At 40.8% G+C, this 17,023-nt stretch carries 19 protein-coding genes and 8 tRNA genes; 9 read left to right on the top strand and 18 right to left on the bottom strand.

Features of this window, described 5'->3' with window-relative positions; genetic code table 11:
- Positions 1-77: 77 nt before the first annotated feature.
- From rplS to ffh, 5 genes are all read right to left on the bottom strand, one after another.
- Complete coding sequence (gene rplS, locus MUS1_RS11430; protein WP_036162665.1) at positions 78-440, bottom strand: 50S ribosomal protein L19; 363 nt, start codon at positions 438-440, stop codon at positions 78-80.
- A gap of 66 nt (positions 441-506) precedes the next feature.
- On the bottom strand, positions 507-1,259 hold the full coding sequence (gene trmD / locus MUS1_RS11425; RefSeq protein ID WP_036162661.1) for a tRNA (guanosine(37)-N1)-methyltransferase TrmD: 753 nt from the start codon (positions 1,257-1,259) through the stop codon (positions 507-509).
- A gap of 22 nt (positions 1,260-1,281) precedes the next feature.
- Entirely contained in the window at positions 1,282-1,827 is a 546-nt protein-coding gene (gene rimM, locus MUS1_RS11420; protein WP_036162659.1) for a ribosome maturation factor RimM, read from the bottom strand.
- 15 nt (positions 1,828-1,842) lie between these two features.
- Positions 1,843-2,091: a 30S ribosomal protein S16 gene (gene rpsP, locus MUS1_RS11415; protein WP_012071436.1), complete on the bottom strand. Its 249-nt coding sequence runs from the start codon at positions 2,089-2,091 to the stop codon at positions 1,843-1,845.
- A gap of 176 nt (positions 2,092-2,267) precedes the next feature.
- The gene (gene ffh / locus MUS1_RS11410) at positions 2,268-3,650 is read right to left on the bottom strand and encodes a signal recognition particle protein (protein WP_036162655.1); all 1,383 of its coding nucleotides are present in this window, start codon (positions 3,648-3,650) and stop codon (positions 2,268-2,270) included.
- A gap of 127 nt (positions 3,651-3,777) precedes the next feature.
- Here ffh and MUS1_RS11405 point away from each other — a divergent pair, with 127 nt between their 5' ends.
- The 3 genes from MUS1_RS11405 to MUS1_RS11395 all read left to right on the top strand — a co-directional run bounded on the left by MUS1_RS11405 (position 3,778) and on the right by MUS1_RS11395 (position 6,442).
- Complete coding sequence (locus MUS1_RS11405; protein ID WP_036162652.1) at positions 3,778-4,545, top strand: cytochrome C assembly family protein; 768 nt, start codon at positions 3,778-3,780, stop codon at positions 4,543-4,545.
- Between the two features lie 82 nt (positions 4,546-4,627).
- Positions 4,628-5,884 carry an HlyC/CorC family transporter gene (locus MUS1_RS11400; RefSeq protein WP_036162650.1) on the top strand — a complete coding sequence of 419 codons (1,257 nt, stop codon included), beginning with the start codon at positions 4,628-4,630 and terminating at the stop codon, positions 5,882-5,884.
- Positions 5,885-5,893: 9 nt separating this feature from the next.
- Positions 5,894-6,442 carry an NUDIX hydrolase gene (locus tag MUS1_RS11395; protein WP_036162648.1) on the top strand — a complete coding sequence of 183 codons (549 nt, stop codon included), beginning with the start codon at positions 5,894-5,896 and terminating at the stop codon, positions 6,440-6,442.
- Here the strand turns inward: MUS1_RS11395 and greB are convergent.
- The 6 genes from greB to dinB form a co-directional block, all read right to left on the bottom strand.
- Positions 6,434-6,940 (bottom strand): transcription elongation factor GreB, encoded by a 507-nt coding sequence (gene greB / locus MUS1_RS11390; RefSeq protein ID WP_036162645.1) that lies wholly within the window; start codon positions 6,938-6,940, stop codon positions 6,434-6,436. The genes MUS1_RS11395 and greB overlap by 9 nt on opposite strands.
- Before the next feature lie 117 nt (positions 6,941-7,057).
- Positions 7,058-7,888, bottom strand: a complete 831-nt coding sequence (locus tag MUS1_RS11385; protein ID WP_036162642.1) for a mechanosensitive ion channel family protein — start codon at positions 7,886-7,888, stop codon at positions 7,058-7,060.
- Positions 7,889-8,187: 299 nt separating this feature from the next.
- Positions 8,188-8,646 carry a DUF2489 domain-containing protein gene (locus tag MUS1_RS11380; RefSeq protein ID WP_036162639.1) on the bottom strand — a complete coding sequence of 153 codons (459 nt, stop codon included), beginning with the start codon at positions 8,644-8,646 and terminating at the stop codon, positions 8,188-8,190.
- Between the two features lie 117 nt (positions 8,647-8,763).
- On the bottom strand, positions 8,764-9,432 hold the full coding sequence (locus MUS1_RS11375) for an alpha/beta hydrolase (protein WP_036162636.1): 669 nt from the start codon (positions 9,430-9,432) through the stop codon (positions 8,764-8,766).
- Between the two features lie 88 nt (positions 9,433-9,520).
- Positions 9,521-10,501 (bottom strand): hypothetical protein, encoded by a 981-nt coding sequence (locus tag MUS1_RS11370; RefSeq protein WP_036162632.1) that lies wholly within the window; start codon positions 10,499-10,501, stop codon positions 9,521-9,523.
- Between the two features lie 102 nt (positions 10,502-10,603).
- Positions 10,604-11,665, bottom strand: a complete 1,062-nt coding sequence (gene dinB / locus MUS1_RS11365) for a DNA polymerase IV (RefSeq protein WP_036162630.1) — start codon at positions 11,663-11,665, stop codon at positions 10,604-10,606.
- A gap of 403 nt (positions 11,666-12,068) precedes the next feature.
- On the opposite strand from dinB, the gene MUS1_RS11360 reads away from it, so the two are divergent.
- The 6 genes from MUS1_RS11360 (at position 12,069) to MUS1_RS11335 (ending at position 15,964) form a co-directional block, all read left to right on the top strand.
- Positions 12,069-12,719, top strand: coding sequence for an LPP20 family lipoprotein (locus MUS1_RS11360; protein ID WP_036162627.1), 651 nt, complete (start codon positions 12,069-12,071; stop codon positions 12,717-12,719).
- 2 nt (positions 12,720-12,721) lie between these two features.
- Complete coding sequence (locus MUS1_RS11355) at positions 12,722-13,915, top strand: flagellar assembly protein FlgT (protein WP_036162614.1); 1,194 nt, start codon at positions 12,722-12,724, stop codon at positions 13,913-13,915.
- A gap of 73 nt (positions 13,916-13,988) precedes the next feature.
- Complete coding sequence (locus MUS1_RS11350; RefSeq protein WP_036162612.1) at positions 13,989-14,219, top strand: cell division protein ZapB; 231 nt, start codon at positions 13,989-13,991, stop codon at positions 14,217-14,219.
- Positions 14,216-14,689 (top strand): hypothetical protein, encoded by a 474-nt coding sequence (locus tag MUS1_RS11345; protein ID WP_036162609.1) that lies wholly within the window; start codon positions 14,216-14,218, stop codon positions 14,687-14,689. Before MUS1_RS11350 ends, MUS1_RS11345 begins: the two co-directional genes overlap by 4 nt.
- Before the next feature lie 186 nt (positions 14,690-14,875).
- Positions 14,876-15,829 carry a ProQ/FINO family protein gene (locus MUS1_RS15705; RefSeq protein ID WP_051436229.1) on the top strand — a complete coding sequence of 318 codons (954 nt, stop codon included), beginning with the start codon at positions 14,876-14,878 and terminating at the stop codon, positions 15,827-15,829.
- Between the two features lie 51 nt (positions 15,830-15,880).
- A tRNA-Tyr gene (locus MUS1_RS11335) sits at positions 15,881-15,964 on the top strand.
- Between the two features lie 383 nt (positions 15,965-16,347).
- Here MUS1_RS11335 and MUS1_RS11330 read toward each other — a convergent pair.
- The 7 genes from MUS1_RS11330 to MUS1_RS11300 all read right to left on the bottom strand — a co-directional run bounded on the left by MUS1_RS11330 (position 16,348) and on the right by MUS1_RS11300 (position 16,988).
- A tRNA-Lys gene (locus MUS1_RS11330) sits at positions 16,348-16,423 on the bottom strand.
- Between the two features lie 27 nt (positions 16,424-16,450).
- Positions 16,451-16,527: transfer RNA gene (locus tag MUS1_RS11325), tRNA-Pro, on the bottom strand.
- 3 nt (positions 16,528-16,530) lie between these two features.
- A tRNA-Asn gene (locus tag MUS1_RS11320) sits at positions 16,531-16,606 on the bottom strand.
- Between the two features lie 37 nt (positions 16,607-16,643).
- Positions 16,644-16,719 (bottom strand) — tRNA-Lys (locus MUS1_RS11315).
- A gap of 15 nt (positions 16,720-16,734) precedes the next feature.
- Positions 16,735-16,810, bottom strand: a tRNA-His gene (locus MUS1_RS11310).
- 23 nt (positions 16,811-16,833) lie between these two features.
- Positions 16,834-16,910: transfer RNA gene (locus tag MUS1_RS11305), tRNA-Pro, on the bottom strand.
- A gap of 2 nt (positions 16,911-16,912) precedes the next feature.
- Positions 16,913-16,988: transfer RNA gene (locus tag MUS1_RS11300), tRNA-Asn, on the bottom strand.
- Between the last annotated feature and the right edge of the window lie 35 nt (positions 16,989-17,023).

Below are 17,023 nucleotides of genomic sequence, written 5' to 3'. Positions count from 1 at the left end.
TCTCTATTAGGCCATACAGCAGGGAGTTAGTTCCATAAAAAAAGGCGACTTACGTCGCCTTTTTTGAAACAGAAAAATTAACGCTTAGTCAATTTCTCTTTAATACGTGCAGACTTACCAGAACGCTCGCGTAGGTAGTAGATCTTAGCTTGACGTACGTCACCGCGACGCTTAACTTCAATGCTATCAACTAATGGGCTGTAAGTTTGAAAAGCACGCTCAACACCGATACCGTTAGAAATTTTACGAACAGTAAATGCTGAGTTAAGACCACGGTTACGCTTAGCAATTACAATACCTTCATAGGCCTGTAGACGCTCACGTGAACCTTCTTTTACTTTAACTTGGACAACAACAGTATCACCAGTACCGAAGGCTGGGATTTCTTTTGTCATCTGTTCAGCTTCTATCTGCTGAATCAATGTCGTTTTATTACTCATGGATGTGACTCCCAATAATATAGTTTCTTATTAGCACGAAGGTTTCCTACTAATAAGCCGCAATTCTTACTCTGCCGAGGTTGAATCTTCAGTTTCGCGAATAAACTCTTCTAACAACTTCTGCTGTTCCTTGTCCAACTCAAGTTCTTGCAGAAGGTCTGGCCGGCGTTGAAAAGTTCTTCCGAGCTTTTGCTTCAATCGCCAACGTCTAATCTCCTCGTGGTTGCCACTAAGCAGCACTGCCGGTACAGGTTCACCGTTTAGCACTTCTGGGCGAGTATAATGCGGACAATCCAGCAAACCATCAGCAAACGAGTCTTCGTCTGCAGAAGCCTGCTTTCCTAGCACTCCAGGAACCATACGAAATACAGTATCCATAAGCACCATTGCCGGCAACTCACCACCACTTAGGACAAAGTCACCAATGGACCATTCTTCATCAATCTCAGATTGAATAAAACGCTCATCAACGCCTTCATAACGACCTGCTACCAGAATAAATTCTGCTTGCTTAGCGAGGTGTTGCACGCCTTCTTGCGTTAGCGTACGCCCTTGAGGGGATAGATAAATAACTTTTGCATTGGGCACCAATTTCTTAGCACACTCAATTGCATCTTTGAGAGGCTGAACTTTCATCAGCATCCCTGGACCACCACCATAAGGTCGATCATCTACAGTCTTATGTTTGTCATGAGTAAAGTCTCGGGGATTAAAAAAATCCACCTCAACCAACCCAGACTTAATGGCTCTGCCTGTTACTCCGTATTGGGTAATGGCTTGAAACATTTCCGGAAAGAGCGATATAACGCTAACCTTCACGTTGCGACCTCAGCTTCTTCGTTTAAAATTCCGGATCCCAATCAACTACCATTTCCTGCAGTTCTAAATTGACATTTAAAACATACGTTCCAGGAGCATAAGGAATTAGGCGCTCTTCACGATCAAAACTGCCTTCACACGCACGGATAACAACAACATCATTCGCACCGGTTTCCATAAGTTGAGAAACCTTCCCCAAGAGGACACCCTCTTTGGTAATAACCCTTAGACCTTCCAACTGACTCCAGTAATAATCACCTTCATCTAATGCTGGTAGCTCTTTGCTATCGATATAAACATCCATACCGCAGATCTCTTTTACTTGATCTCTGTCGCTATAACCTTTAACCGATGCAACCAAACCACGCCCTTGCAAACGCCCTTGGCTTAATTCTATGGTTTTCCACCCACTAGGAGTTTTCAACCACCAATGCTTGTAATCAAAGATTCCTTGCATTGGGTCGGTGTGTGAATATAACTTCACCCACCCTTTAACACCGTAAACTGATGTAATGCGTCCAACGACAAGGGCTTGCTCAGGAGCGGCCGCTTGTTTTAATGTAGACATAGCATTACCTCAATATTAAGCGTTTTTGCTAGCATCTTTTACAAGCTGCGCAGCACGGTCAGAAAGTTGAGCGCCTTGGCTAACCCAATGATTTACGCGATCTAGATCGATGCGTAGACGTTCTTCTTGACCACGAGCAACAGGGTTAAAGAAACCCAAACGCTCGATGTAACGACCATCACGTGCACGACGGCTATCAGCCACGTTCAAATGATAGAATGGGCGCTTTTTAGAGCCACCACGAGAAAGACGAATAGTTACCATATTATTGGCTCCTTATTGCTTAAGAAACCCCCTTGCCGAGTCGAATTTTAGACTCATACTACAAGAAGGCGGCATATTCTAGTCGATAAACCAGAAAAACAAAAGGGCGATTTACTCGCCCTTTCAAATAAACTGACAGTTTTTAAAAAACCACCAGTAAAAACAGCTAATTCACTCTACATTTTAGGGAAACCGCCGCCTCCTGGCATACCACCGCCAGGCATCATACCACCTAGTCCGCGCATCATTTTCTGCATCCCACCTTTAGAGCTAAATTTCTTCATCATTTTTTGCATTTGCTTATGCTGCTTAAGCAAACGATTCAAATCTTGGATTTGCAACCCAGCACCCGCTGAAATACGTTTTTTTCTAGAACCATTTATAACATCAGGATTGCGACGCTCTGCAGGTGTCATAGAATTAATTAAGGCCTCCATTTGAACGAACATTTTGTCGTTCACTTTATCTTGGATATTCCCCAACTGCCCCATACCAGGAAGCTTATCTAACATGGAGCTCATGCCGCCCATGTTTTTCATTTGCTGAAGCTGCTCTTTAAAGTCTTCTAAATCAAAGCCTTTGCCTTTTTTTAATTTACCAGCAAGCTTCTCGGCTTTCTCTTTATCAATTTTCTGCTCTGCTTCCTCGATAAGAGAAAGCATATCGCCCATCCCCAAAATACGAGAAGCAAGACGGTCAGGGTGGAAAGGTTCTAGTGCATCTGTTTTTTCACCGACACCCAAGAACTTAATAGGCTTACCAGTGATATGACGAACAGATAAAGCAGCACCACCTCGGGCATCACCATCTGTTTTCGTCAAAATAACACCGGTTAGCGGCAACACATCGCCAAACGCTTTAGCAGTGTTTGCAGCATCTTGCCCTGTCATTGCATCGACAACAAATAAGGTTTCAATCGGGTTAACTGCAGCATGTAATGCCTTGATTTCTGCCATCATGTCGTCATCAATAGCTAAACGACCTGCAGTATCAACAATCAAAACATCTTTGTGTGCTTTTTTAGCGTAATCAATCGCACCATTAACAATATCAATAGGCTTTTGTGACAAATCGCTCGGAATGAAATCCACACCCACTTCGCCAGCCAGCGTTTCAAGCTGTTTAATAGCGGCTGGACGATATACATCAGCACTGACAACAGAAACGGATTTCTTTTCACGTTCTTTTAGATATTTTGCCAGCTTAGCAGCAGAGGTAGTTTTACCTGCACCCTGCAAACCAGCCAACAGAATAACAGCAGGACCCGCAACACGAAGGTTCAAACCATCGTTCGCTTGGCCCATTACATTTTCAAGTTCTTGTTTAACTATCTTTAAGAATACTTGGCCAGGACTTAGGCTCTTTGAAACCTCAGCACCTATTGCGCGCTCTTTAACAGCAGCAATAAAGTCTTTTACAACCGGCAGAGCTACATCTGCCTCAAGAAGCGCCATACGCACTTCGCGCAAGACTTCCTGTATATTATCTTCTGTTAATTTAGCTCGACCCCGAATACGGTCAAGCGAGGAAGTTAAACGATTCGATAAATTGTCGAACATATTGCCCTCAAATTTTGCTCTAAATGGAAAAAACCTACAGTTTCAGTTTATCCAAGGTGAAATTGCCTCTATTATAACGGATAAATGTTTTTCACCCTATACCTTTACCCTGCGGAACTTTAGTTTCATGATTCAATTATCGCTTTGGCTTGCTTGTATTGCTTGTTTAGTTGCTAGCGCAGCATACTTCTTTCGCCCTGAACGACGCTACACACAATACGTTGGGGCGATTGCTATCGCGGCTCACACTTTTTCATTGACACAATTATTACTCAATCGCGATGGTTTTAATTTTTTAACCATTGGTTTATTAATCGCGATCATTGGAAACAGCTTACTTTGGTTTAGTAACCGAGATAAAGACCTCTCCATTCTATTAGGAACAGCCTTATCTCTAGGCGCGGTCATTATAACCTTAAATGCTATTGAACCATGGGACTTGATGCAACTGTATAGTAACTCGTGGGGAACAAGCGCTCATATTCTTATCGCTTCTGCAGCCTACAGTTTATTCACTGCTGCCTGCGGTGTCGCCATTTTACTATCAATGCAAGAGTACCAACTAAAACACCATAAATTAAAACAGCTGCTTCGAGTTCCTCCATTACAGGTTCTAGAGCAACTCATGTTTGAATTTATCTGGGCGGCATCAATCTTACTCACAATAACCATTGCGACTGGCTTCTATTTTATTGAAGACATGTTCGCACAGCACCTTGCTCATAAAACGTTTTTTACAATTGCCTCCTGGTTTGTTTTTTCTGGCCTTTTATTGGGTAGACATTTAGTTGGCTGGCGTGGCCAACTAGCCGTTAAGTTAACGCTTAGTGGCTTTTTTCTACTCATGCTCGGCTACTTCGGAAGTAAGATCGTCCTACAAATATTACTACAATAGTCGACAAATTGACGAAGTAGTTTGACAGCAAGATCTTAAGAACCAATAATCCATTTATCTAAATAATTGAGGCGATCCCTTTTTGAACGAAGTACCCTTAGGTATTCTTGGTGGAATACTTTTTTGTCTAATTTTGCTTTCTGCTTTCTTTTCGAGTTCTGAGACAGGGATGCTGTCGATTAATAAATATCGACTCAAGCACCTTGTGAAAAATAAGAACCGATCTGCAATGAAAGTAAGTTCCCTTCTTGAACGACCAGATAGACTTATCGGTGTTATTTTAATAGGAAATAACTTTGTTAATATCCTTGCCTCCGCAATTGCAACTATCATTGCAGTTCGCCTATGGGGCGATGCTGGTATAGCAATAGCAACAGCAGCACTTACCATGGTTGTATTGATTTTCGCAGAAGTGACACCTAAGACGTTAGCAGCTATTCATCCAGAAAAAATAGCTTTCCCTGCTTCTTGGATACTGGCCATTCTATTAAAAGCACTTTATCCATTAGTATGGATTGTAAATGGTTTATCAAATGGTTTATTGCGCTTAATTGGTGTTCACGCCTCTCAAAACAATCACGACACACTTGATTCTGAAGAGCTCAGAACCGTCGTGAACGAAGCCAGCGGCTTAATACCTGCTGCCCACCAGGAAATGCTAATTTCTATTTTAGATTTAGAAAAAGTATCTGTTGAAGATATCATGATCCCTCGTAATGAGGTTGTTGGTATCGACATTGAAGATTCTATAGAAGAAATTATCGACCAAATATGTCAAAGTAGACACACAAGAATGCCCGTCTATAATGGTGAGATAAATAAAGTCATCGGTATTCTGCATGCTAGACACGCCGCAGTTTTCCTTCGTGATCCAACGCCTTCTAAAGCCGCACTATTAAAAGCGACTGTCGAACCTTACTTCATCCCAGAGAGCACCTCACTAAACACAGTGTTATTAAATTTCCAAAAAGACCACCAACAAATGGGCGTCGTTGTTGATGAATATGGTGATGTTCAAGGAATTGCAGCCCTGGAAGACGTACTCGAAGAGATTGTGGGTGAGTTCTCTCCACCAACTCAGGACGAAGAAGAAGAAATTCAAACACTCGACGATGGCTCATTCAGAATTGAAGGGTCAACACACATCAGGGAAATTAACAAAGTACTAAATTGGCATTTACCAACAGATGGCCCAAAAACGCTGAACGGACTTATCATTGAAACATTGGAATTCATCCCAGAGCACCCAATCAGCTTATGGGTTGGGCATTACATGATTGAGATCCTAGAAATAGAAGACAAAGTCGTCAAATACGCAAAACTTCATATAAAACGGTAAGGTAACACAATGAGATACTGCTCGAAATGCGGCCACTCCGTAAATATGAGCATCCCTATTGGGGATAATCGCGCCAGAGCAGTGTGTCCAAATTGCGAACACATAGAGTATGACAACCCGAGAATAATAACAGGGACCATTCCTCTTTATGAAGGCCAAGTTTTATTATGCCGAAGAAACATCGAACCTCGTTTTGGCTTCTGGACACTGCCTGCAGGCTTTATGGAAAACCAAGAAAGCACAAGTGAAGGCGCATTAAGGGAAACTTTAGAAGAAAGCGGCTCGATTGCCGTGTGCAAACAAGCCTTTAGCATGTTTAGTATTCCTCATATAAATCAAGTTCACTTGTTTTATATTGCCGAATTAGAGCGAGACGACTTTCATGCCACAGAAGAGAGTTCTGAAGTAGCATTATTTGACTTGGAAGACATACCCTGGGATGAGTTAGCCTTTAGCAGCGTAAGTAAAACATTAAAACTTTTTATCAAAGATCATAAAAATGGCCATTACGGTTTTCATGACGACGTAATTTCCGCAAACCAACTATCATCAAGCTAACAAACGATACTCAACTGTATCAATAAAATAGTTTTTCTCACCTGCGGCAAGGCGAATGATCACCTCATCACCCTCTTGTTTTTTAAGTAATGCGCGAGCTACAGGAGAATCAACACTTATATAGGCTGAATTGTGATCCAATTCATCTGGCCCTACGATACGATGCGTACGCAGCTCGCCACCTTCATCCTCTAAGGTCACCCAAGCACCAAAAAAAACGCGTGCCTGATCTGCGGGAAGACGATCAACCACAGTACAGATATCCAAACGCTTTTCTAAATAGCGCACTCGACTGTCTATCTCACGCAACTGCTTTTTCCCATATATGTATTCCGCATTCTCCGAACGATCGCCTTGCGCTGCTGCCTCTCGAACGGTTTCCGTAACAGCTGGACGCTTTTCTTTCCACAAATACTTAAGCTCAGCCAGCAAGGTCTGAGCTCCTTCGTGTGTGATATATGCAGATTTAGGTGGAGATGGTGGACGATAACGACTCATTAACAACAACCTAGAATTAAAAAATTGAACGCGACAAACTCTTACTCAACAGAAACAAAAATGCCGCTAAGCAATAGTAATCACTTGGCGGCATTTTGAAAACGTGAATCTCAAATATTATGATTCTTGTTTGTGAAGATGAACATCCATTTGTGGGTAAGGAATACCAACACCACGCTCATCAAATGCATACTTCACTTTTTCAAGAAAATCTGCACGAACTACCCAATAGTCGGCAGCATTAACCCAAGGACGAACAACAAAATTAACAGAGCTATCTGCTAATTCAGAAAGCGCAATAGTACATTCAGGATCTTTTAAAATACGATCGTCTGCCAATACAATTTCTTGCATAATCTGTTTTGCCAAACGAATGTCTGCGTCATAACTAATGCCAACAACAAGATCTACACGACGCGTTTTTTCACGAGAGAAGTTAACAATCGAACCATTCATCATTGCTGAATTAGGAATAATAACAACGCGGTTATCCGTCGTTTTTAAATAAGTGTGAAAAAGCTCGATACGATCTACCGTACCCATTTGTCCTGCACCATCAATAAAATCGCCGCTTTTAAAGGGTCGCAAAATAATAATAAGTACGCCTGAAGCAAAATTAGACAGCGAACCTTGCAATGCCAAACCAACAGCTAAACCCGCCGCACCAAGAATCGCAATAAAAGACGTTGTTTCAACACCAATTTGACCTAGCGCCATCAAGGCAACCGCTGCAAACATCAAAGCGTAAAGAATACTTGATGTAAAACCTGCTACTGCTTTATCAACAGAAGATTTCAACATGCGACTTTCGCACCATTTGGCTACTTTAGAGGCAACAAACTTGCCAATAAAAAATATAACCAAACCTATAAACAGATTAATCAATCCATCCGTTATAAGCGGCAACCATGCGGATCCTTGATCCAATAAATCCTGTATATCATTCATATTACTTGCTCCATCATTATCCGTTGGTAAACACACTTAATAGTGTTTCTATTTACATTTTTTACTTCTTAAAAAACCATATTTGCGTGGCTATTTAATAAATACATAGTTTGTACACAACTCTTATTCATAAATAAACAGCTTTATCGTAAAGATACTTAAGCACGAAAAGTGTTTAAAAGGCCGTAAATAGAGGCCTACAAGCTCAAAACCAACAAGGCTCTATATTTAGCCATCATTAACAAAAACATACTATATTCTTAAGAAGAAATGTAATAGCTACTCACAGACATCAAGAATTAAGAAAAAGAATGAGCACTAAGAGCATCTCGAGCACGCAATAAGTGCTCGACATAATCCTTTTCACAAGCTCCCATTTCCCGACGAAACTTCACTTTTGCCTCTTTGGGCAAATCTTTCCACTGCTCATGCGTTGGAATATGCTCTGTCTTTTCAGTTACTATATAAAAAGCGGAGATATCCTCATGCCCAGATAAATCTACACCTAATTGATCTAGCAAATTTTTAATTCTAATACTCGCTTCAACCCAGTTTATTTCCTTGGTATTAGCAACTTTTAAGAGCACATTAATGCTATCAATACGCTTCTGGCGTTCAGCAGCAACTCTCGCCTCGCCATCCACAACTCTCTGCTCACGCACTTTATTAAGCCTAATTTGGCGAAAAATAAACCAAGTAGACACAGCTATAACGCCCATAGCAACAAACAAAAAAATTAGAAACACAGTTAAAGACATAATAAATTCAATCCAAAGCTAAAACACTAAGCCATCACATCTGACTTTTTTATAGAAAATAAAGTTATTCAAGATGTCCACTATATAGACATAACAAAATCTAAGGATAAAAGCGGGTTAAGCTAAGCGATCATTCAGCCAAACAGAAATATCTTGAACCTGTTCTGGGCAAACAGAGTGCGGCATTTCATAAGTTTGATAGGACACAGAATAACCTTTTGAAATTAACAAATCCCTTGCCTGACCCCCTAAGGCTGGCACAACAACAGGATCTTGTCGCCCGTGATGAATCAAAATAGGTGTTTTACCGTTAGCACAATCTGTTGCTTCTGGTACTTCATCACTTTTAACCAAATAGGTTGATAATGCGAGAATACCAGCAAGGGCATGCTTTGTTCGTAATGCAGTTTGATATGCAATAACACCACCCTGAGAAAAACCTGCCAAGATAATACGGTCAGCAGAAATTCCTTTATTAATCTGATCGTCAATCAACGCTTCTATCTGATCATAAGATTCATCGATATTGGCCATATCCACTTTTCGATCAAGCGTCATCTCATAAATATCGTACCAAGCACGCATTTCCATACCACCATTGATTGTTACAGGACGTTTAGGCGCATGAGGGAAGACAAAACGCACACCAAGATTTGGCGATAAAGACAAAGCAGGCACTAAAGATTCAAAATCATGCCCATCAGAGCCAAGACCATGCAACCAAATAATAGCGACATCAGGTTGATCATTAGTTTCCACGATGACAGAAGGCAATAAGTCAGTCATTCTTTAATTCTCCAAAAATAAGCTACATTAATTCGACATAGCCTATCATATTGAAGTTTCTCACTCGACATAGTAAAAACATCAAACCCTAGTGCTCAACAGGAAAACGTATGTCTATTACCTCTTGCGCTTCATTCAATTTAAAAAGTACATCCGTTTTGTCAGGCATTACCGCCAACAAATGACAGGTTAACCGTTCATAATACTGCATGAAACGCCTTAACTCCTCTTCGGACATCACTTTTAAGTCAATTGTATCCAATAAAATTCCGTGAATATCATGAAGGTGGCTTTCTAACATTCGCTCTTGCTTATTACGCCAGTCATAAACCACATCGTAATGAGGCGCCTGCATCCAAAGCATCAAATCAATTTTGGCAAACAAATCTTTATAATCTTTCTTTAAACGATCGTTTATTGTTTTTCGCCATAGACCATTTACATCCATTTCTTGCTCAAGTTGGTTTATTGGATGCTTTAAAGCACTATTCATCGGCGGAGCACCAACGCACCAACCCTCAAACAAAACAACATCAACAGGACCTTGAACCTCTTGCCACAAATGCACTGCCTTACGGTCGTCTATTGATTTATCAAAACAAGGAAGTCTCATCACTTCACCCTCTTTAAGATTTCTCAACCTTTCAAAAAGCACCATCGCCAGCTCAATATCATGAGTACCCGGCACCCCTCGGACAGAAAACATATCCGTTGTTTGATTAGCGTATTTAAGTCGATCATATCGAGTGCTGTATAGATCATCCAAACTCAGTACAACACAATTCAGATCAAAACCTTTACGCAACACTCGACTAATCACACTACAGAAAGTCGTTTTTCCACAGCCTTGAGCACCACCAACACCAACAAACAAGGGCCCTTTACCTATATTAGCCTTCTTATCGATCCAACTAGAAAAGGGTAAGTACAAGCTATCAAGCTGATCAATCAAAGAAGGGGCCGCATATAAAGAAGCTAAAGTTTGCTCCACTTCAAAACGCAATCGATGTGATAAGGAGCCGGGTTGACTCGCATGCATATAGTTAGATTTACAATGCTGCTTAAACATGATGAACACCTCCCATATAATTTATTTCATTGAGTATAGTCAGATGTACAAAAAACAAACAACATTTACACTAAGCAACTAAGCAACTAAGCAACTAAGCAACTAATCAAATGACAAAACAAGCTGAAGAGGCTCTGGAGGCGACAATCGATAACCAACTCCAATTAAGCGCACAGGGCGTCTGGACCGGGCATAGGCTTGCGCCAATAAAATAGAAAATATGTCATCGTTGAACTTACTTTTAATGGATTGTTCTACTGTCGTTTGCTTGAAATCATCAAACTTTATTTTTAGATAATATTTACTCAGCTGAGACTCGACTTTTTTCCCCGCCATACGTTTTTTCAAATCCGCAAGCAACATAGGCAACACGGCTAGACATTCGTTGAGACCAAGCAAATCTTTCAAAAAAGTATGTTCAACGGAAATACTTTTCCTTTCCCTTGAAACAGTAACTGGCCGATTATCTACCCCTAAGGCAAATTGAGATAATCGGAACGCCATACTTCCAAATTTCTTTTGCAGTAACGCAAAGTCTAATTTTTGTAAGTCAGCACAACTAAATACATCTAATGAAGCCAGTTTTTCTTGTGCAACTCGACCAATGCCAGATATTGATTTGACTGGGATATTAGAGACAAATTCAAACTGCTGATCAGGCGTTACGACAGTTAATCCATCTGGCTTTTTCCAATCACTGGCTACTTTGGCAATAAATTTATTTGTCGCAACACCTGCGGAAACCGTTATTCCAACCTCCTCAAAAACCCGAGCCCGAATCTCTTCAGCGATACGAGTCGCACTACCTTGAAAATGCACGGAATCGGTTACATCAAGATAGGCTTCATCTAAAGACAATGGTTCGATAATATCGGTAAAATCACGAAAAATAGCCTGCATCTGTTGTGAAGCAAGTCGATATTTAGCCATATCACCAGGAATCACAAGCAACGAAGGGCAAAGACGCTTAGCGACAGATGTTGGCATTGCCGAGCGAACACCAAAAACGCGCGCCACGTAATTTGCCGTAGATAACACACTGCGACGATCAACAGAACCCCCAATGGCAATTGGAATATCTCGTAAACTAGGGTCGTCACGCATTTCTATCGCGGCATAAAAGCAGTCAGCATCAATATGAATAATTTTGCGGTTAAGTAACATAATAATTTAAAATCAGAATACTGTATAAAAAACCAGTATACAGCACGCCACCATTAAGTAGGCAAGCACCAACCCCAACACGCGTAAACTTTTCTTAATAGGTATGGCTGATAAAGGAAAATAATTAAGTTATTTAACAAAATCACTTAAAAACCGTAAATCCATCCTCAAAAGCAAAGAAAATCACATTTTTAGGTTCGTAGGCATGGACGCTAGCAAGTAAAATAGTTTACATTTTACCCATTAGATTAGTTATGTTAAAAAATATTTTTATTTAAGGTAAACTATTCAGAATTAACGCTTGCGGCAATGATTTGTCAAATTGAAATGACTTAAAAATCAACACTTTTCGTATTTCAATGCAGGACATTAGGATAAAGACTTCCACATAAAGGGCACCATAATGAGACTACCACTTAGAATTTTTTTAATTGCCATAGGTGCAATAATTCTTACCGGCTGCCAAAACCTTAACCAGCAAGAAACCGCTGGAACAACTTGCACCTCTGTTGCGCCATGTAATGGCAACGTTGTTGGAAACTCAACGCCATATGGGTACTCTCAAAATAATGGATATGTTCAAAATGGAGCCATCAACGCAAACAACACGATTGCAGTAATCAAACAAGAACCTATTGTTGTTACTGCAACGGGCTACGCAGCCCTGACAACAAACAAACGCCTAACAAAGTCCCAAGCACGCATTATGACACTACGTAGCTCCATGTTAGATGCTTACAGAAATCTATCAGAACGAGTTTATGGTTTGAAAATTGATGGCTCCAGCTCCTTGAGCAATATGGTTTTACAGAATGATGAATTAAGAACATACGTTGATGCTTATTTAGTTGGCGCAAAAGTAGTCTCTCAAAGAGAACATGAAGACGGTACATTCGAAACTGTTGTTGAAATGGCCTTACAAGAAAATTTTCGCCAATGTGTAATTTCTAACAACGGAGTAAGCACTGATCCTAATTGCCGAGTTACTCCTGGATATCGTGCCATCAATGTTGAAAACTCTACTCCAACGACCAATTTCTACAGCATTGAATAATAATGTTAACTATTAAACATTTTTTCATTGTTTGCTTCAGCGCCTTACTTTCAACGACTTCTTTCGCAAAAAGTATTGAAGCTATTGGTGAAGCCGTTATTTATAATGACGATATTGTAGATGCACGCTACAGAGCAACTCAACAAGCAATAAAGCAAGCGGTCTTAGAATCAGGTTCTCGAGTCAATGTTAAAGACGAGCTGAGTAATGGCGAACTAGAATCCAGCCTAGAAATTCGCAGCTCAAGTCACGTTCAAAGAGCTAGAATCATCTCCGAAGAACAAAACGGAGACTTCCTTACCGTTATCGCGCGAGTGGAAGTCACTCCAGATTCTCAATGCAGCACTGGCCCGACCAATTACTACAAAAAAACAGTTGGTGTAACAGGGTTTGAACTACAAGTCCCACAACAAGCAAGATTAGGTGAGCTCAGCAATATCTCCCGCGAACTCCCTAAAAACCTAGCAAATGAAATAAATAAACAAGGCTACCTGAAAGCCCTAACTGCAACAAACATCGCCATTTACCCCGATCTCATCAACGCTCCATCCTCAACCAATTTTGATGGCTCACTAACCAATGTCACTCGTATTAGCGAGCAATTAGGCGTTCAATACATTGTTAGCGGTGTTATAAGAGATATAGGTGAAGTCTATCTAAGGCGTCCAAATGACAAAAACGCAAAAGACTTTTTAGATGAAGATATAGATAAAGAAAGAAACTTTGTGGTCGATATATATATCTATGACGGCTTTAGTGGCGCTCTTTTATTTGAACATCGTTACAATGAAATAGGTAACTGGGATATTTCAGACCACGCCAGAGTCGGTTTTGGTAGCGCTAAATTTTGGTCTATCCATTACGGAAAAGTAGTTCACCAAGCCTTAAGAGAAAGCGCACTAGACGCAAGTGAAGAACTTCGGTGCCAACCTTTTATTGCAAATATATTCCGTACCGAAGGCAATAGAATTCATATTGCTGCTGGCTCATTAGCAGGCATCAAACAAGGCGATAAATTCAACATTTACAGACGCTATGAGGTTTTCAATCAATTACAATCAGCACAAACACAGCTGAACAATGCAAACATCAGTGTTACAATAAAACAAGTGCAACCCAACTTTTCAGTTGGTGAATTGATTGTTGACTCTCATATTTTAAATGTACAACAACAAGATGTTGTAATTGCATGGTAGTTTTCAACACAACCGCGCCCATACACATATAAATGGCGTTTTTATTTTTAGTTAATTTTTTAGGAAAAACATTATGAACAACGAACTACTACACCACTTAGAACAACGCATTAACGAAGCAGTTGAAGAAATCAGCTCATTACGCCAACGCACTTCTGAATTAGAAATGCAAAACTACGAACTCAGCGAAGAAAAAAGCGAACTCCAAATCGCCCTAAACCAATCAAAAGAACAGCAATCTAGCTGGGAGTCATCACTTTCAGACATGCTAAACAGATTAAATAAAATGGATGACAAAAAATGAAATCTATCTTGCTTGCAACTTTAATTTTAGTTAGCGCAGGCGCATCTGCTGAAGACCAAATTGCAACGCTTATCAACTTTGAATCGGCCGCTGCTCGACCAGATAGCAACGGCAACCTAGACAATGTCACCTCCATCCTTCACACAGGCATGGAATACACCACACCTGCCAACGTTTCTGTATATGGTGGATTCGCATTCAAACTAGGAGAAACATTTGAAAGCTCTTTGTCATTTGGGTCTCGTTATTACAGCGCCACTCCAGCATTTCAAATTCTTGCCGGCGCACCTGTCTGGTCATTCATTGGTGGAGGCATATCTTTCTTTGAGGACAGCGTCTATTATCCAGAAGCCGGTTTTCGTGTTGCAATATCTAACGCCTCACGCTTAGATGTGTACGTTAAAATACTCAATAGTAGCAATGACACTTACGATAAACACGTCATGATTGGCGCTGGCCTTACTTTTTAAGCAATATGAAACTAACATTCGCGGTCATTGTCAGCTTTTTAATTATCACCACCTATATTCAGTGGAAAAATAATAAAAACATATCGTTCATTTTACCAAGCAACGATCAACTTAGAGAAATGATTGGTAAAAGTAATGCTCCACATATCCCTCTATCACCAATAAAAAAATGAGTCCTGTGCTTTTATGGAACAACTTATTGCCAAACTAGAAGCAAGGATCAACTCGCTAGCTAAACAACTAGAAAGCGCTAACGAGGAAATTAAGCAACTAAAAGAAAAGAATCACGACCCCATTGAATACAGCGCCTCAATGGATTTATTACAACATATGACAGATAGCTCAACAGAAGACTCATTGCAGCTTTATATTGAAGACTCTTTGGATCTTTTGATAACCGTAGCGCCCTCTGAACCTGTAATAGAAGAAAAACCAGCTGAATATCAATTGAACTTTGAGCTACCCTACGAGCATGCTGAGACCAGCAGCACAACAACCACGACAATAGAACAGATTGATTACATGACTACACAACAACCTGAGCCTCACGACCTGCAAGAAAACAAGTTCCTTGACGAGAATACCACTAGCGCACCAGAAGCAAGTGAGAGTACCGTAGAGACAGCAACCTTGACGCCAGAACAAAAAAAACGTCAAAAAAATCAAAAGAATAATCGCCGCCTTATAAAGATGCTTGAAGATCGCTATCCTAAAGCCTTCGACTGGAACCAACCTAAGCCTCTGAAAGTCGGCATAGACAAAGACATGGTTCTAGATGATGACTTCAATGCTAGCAAACAAAAACGCGCCTTAGCTGCATACACTCGCTCAGACAGATATAAAAAGTGCCTATTGTCTGGTCAACCTAGAATTGACCTAGAAGGCGTTGCTATTAACAACGAACCAGCCCTGCCTGAATCAATGATTCCTGCGAAAGCCAAAACAGCCACCACAAGAACAACCAACAGACCTGCGAGAGAAAAAGCCGCACAGTCTGAAAAAAACAAGCAAAAACCTCAAGCGAAAGCCAAGGCGAATAAAAAGCCTGCGAATACACCCCGTCAAGATGAGGTTTATGATAATTTGTCCCCAGAAGAGCGAATGAAAGCCAAATTGGAAAAATTATTAAATAAACCTTAAAAAAGTATTTACATATGAAAGCGCGGCTTATAATATATGCCGCGCTGCTGTGGAGGGGTTCCCGAGTGGCCAAAGGGAGCAGATTGTAAATCTGCCACGAAAGTTTCGGTGGTTCGAATCCACCTCCCTCCACCATTAATTCTTTTCTTTATAGATCAATATCTTATCTATAACACCAAAACACTTACACGCTTAAAACAAGATCCAAAAACCACACCTTAATTCATCATTTCACACAACCCGCAAAACAAATCATTCAAAAAACTAAAATTTAAACCCACAAACCTACACACAAAAAATCCTCTCCTCACAACCAAACCACAAGCACTTTTTAGATGCTAGATGCTAGATGCCAGATGCCAGATGCCAGATGCCAGATGCCAGATGCCAGATGCTAGATGCTAGATGCTAGATGCTAGATGCTAGATGCTAGATAAAACATTAAGACATAGAGAATTTATAAAACAAGATTTTATTGATAAGAAAGAGAGATAGAAAGAAAGGACGAAACTTAGAAGTGGTGGGCCGTACTGGATTCGAACCAGTGACCAATTGATTAAAAGTCAACTGCTCTACCAACTGAGCTAACGGCCCGCTCAAAACTTACTAATACAAAACTAATGGTCGGAGTAGAGAGATTCGAACTCCCGACATCCTGCTCCCAAAGCAGGCGCGCTACCAGACTGCGCTATACTCCGAAATGGCTCCTCGAACTGGACTCGAACCAGTGACCCAATGATTAACAGTCATTTGCTCTACCAACTGAGCTATCGAGGAATTAATCAGGTAATGCAAAGTTAAAGCACTGGGATAGTGGTGGGCCGTACTGGATTCGAACCAGTGACCAATTGATTAAAAGTCAACTGCTCTACCAACTGAGCTAACGGCCCGACTATCTATAGTAATGGGGTGGACGATGGGGCTTGAACCCACGACCGCCGGAATCACAATCCGGAGCTCTACCAACTGAGCTACGCCCACCATTACAAGATGGCGATAAAAAATGGTCGGAGTAGAGAGATTCGAACTCCCGACATCCTGCTCCCAAAGCAGGCGCGCTACCAGACTGCGCTATACTCCGAATGGCTCCTCGAACTGGACTCGAACCAGTGACCCAATGATTAACAGTCATTTGCTCTACCAACTGAGCTATCGAGGAATTAATCAGGTAATGCAAAGTTAAAGCACTGGGAT

It is taken from the genome of Marinomonas ushuaiensis DSM 15871 (assembly GCF_000521805.1).
Classification (GTDB): Bacteria; Pseudomonadota; Gammaproteobacteria; order Pseudomonadales; family Marinomonadaceae; genus Marinomonas; species Marinomonas ushuaiensis.
Note: the sequence above shows the minus strand (reverse complement) of the source record. Positions and strands in the feature narration are given on the sequence as shown.

Excerpts from the sequence above, each read along its gene's own strand:
- rplS (WP_036162665.1), bottom strand. The coding sequence starts at position 440 with ATGAGTAATAAAACGACATTGATTCAGCAGATAGAAGCTGAACAGATG.
- rimM (WP_036162659.1), bottom strand. The coding sequence starts at position 1,827 with ATGTCTACATTAAAACAAGCGGCCGCTCCTGAGCAAGCCCTTGTCGTT.
- rpsP (WP_012071436.1), bottom strand. The coding sequence starts at position 2,091 with ATGGTAACTATTCGTCTTTCTCGTGGTGGCTCTAAAAAGCGCCCATTC.
- ffh (WP_036162655.1), bottom strand. The coding sequence starts at position 3,650 with ATGTTCGACAATTTATCGAATCGTTTAACTTCCTCGCTTGACCGTATT.
- MUS1_RS11405 (WP_036162652.1), top strand. The coding sequence starts at position 3,778 with ATGATTCAATTATCGCTTTGGCTTGCTTGTATTGCTTGTTTAGTTGCT.
- MUS1_RS11395 (WP_036162648.1), top strand. The coding sequence starts at position 5,894 with ATGAGATACTGCTCGAAATGCGGCCACTCCGTAAATATGAGCATCCCT.
- greB (WP_036162645.1), bottom strand. The coding sequence starts at position 6,940 with ATGAGTCGTTATCGTCCACCATCTCCACCTAAATCTGCATATATCACA.
- MUS1_RS11385 (WP_036162642.1), bottom strand. The coding sequence starts at position 7,888 with ATGAATGATATACAGGATTTATTGGATCAAGGATCCGCATGGTTGCCG.
- MUS1_RS11380 (WP_036162639.1), bottom strand. The coding sequence starts at position 8,646 with ATGTCTTTAACTGTGTTTCTAATTTTTTTGTTTGTTGCTATGGGCGTT.
- MUS1_RS11375 (WP_036162636.1), bottom strand. The coding sequence starts at position 9,432 with ATGACTGACTTATTGCCTTCTGTCATCGTGGAAACTAATGATCAACCT.
- MUS1_RS11370 (WP_036162632.1), bottom strand. The coding sequence starts at position 10,501 with ATGTTTAAGCAGCATTGTAAATCTAACTATATGCATGCGAGTCAACCC.
- dinB (WP_036162630.1), bottom strand. The coding sequence starts at position 11,665 with ATGTTACTTAACCGCAAAATTATTCATATTGATGCTGACTGCTTTTAT.
- MUS1_RS11360 (WP_036162627.1), top strand. The coding sequence starts at position 12,069 with ATGAGACTACCACTTAGAATTTTTTTAATTGCCATAGGTGCAATAATT.
- MUS1_RS11355 (WP_036162614.1), top strand. The coding sequence starts at position 12,722 with ATGTTAACTATTAAACATTTTTTCATTGTTTGCTTCAGCGCCTTACTT.
- MUS1_RS11350 (WP_036162612.1), top strand. The coding sequence starts at position 13,989 with ATGAACAACGAACTACTACACCACTTAGAACAACGCATTAACGAAGCA.
- MUS1_RS11345 (WP_036162609.1), top strand. The coding sequence starts at position 14,216 with ATGAAATCTATCTTGCTTGCAACTTTAATTTTAGTTAGCGCAGGCGCA.
- MUS1_RS15705 (WP_051436229.1), top strand. The coding sequence starts at position 14,876 with ATGGAACAACTTATTGCCAAACTAGAAGCAAGGATCAACTCGCTAGCT.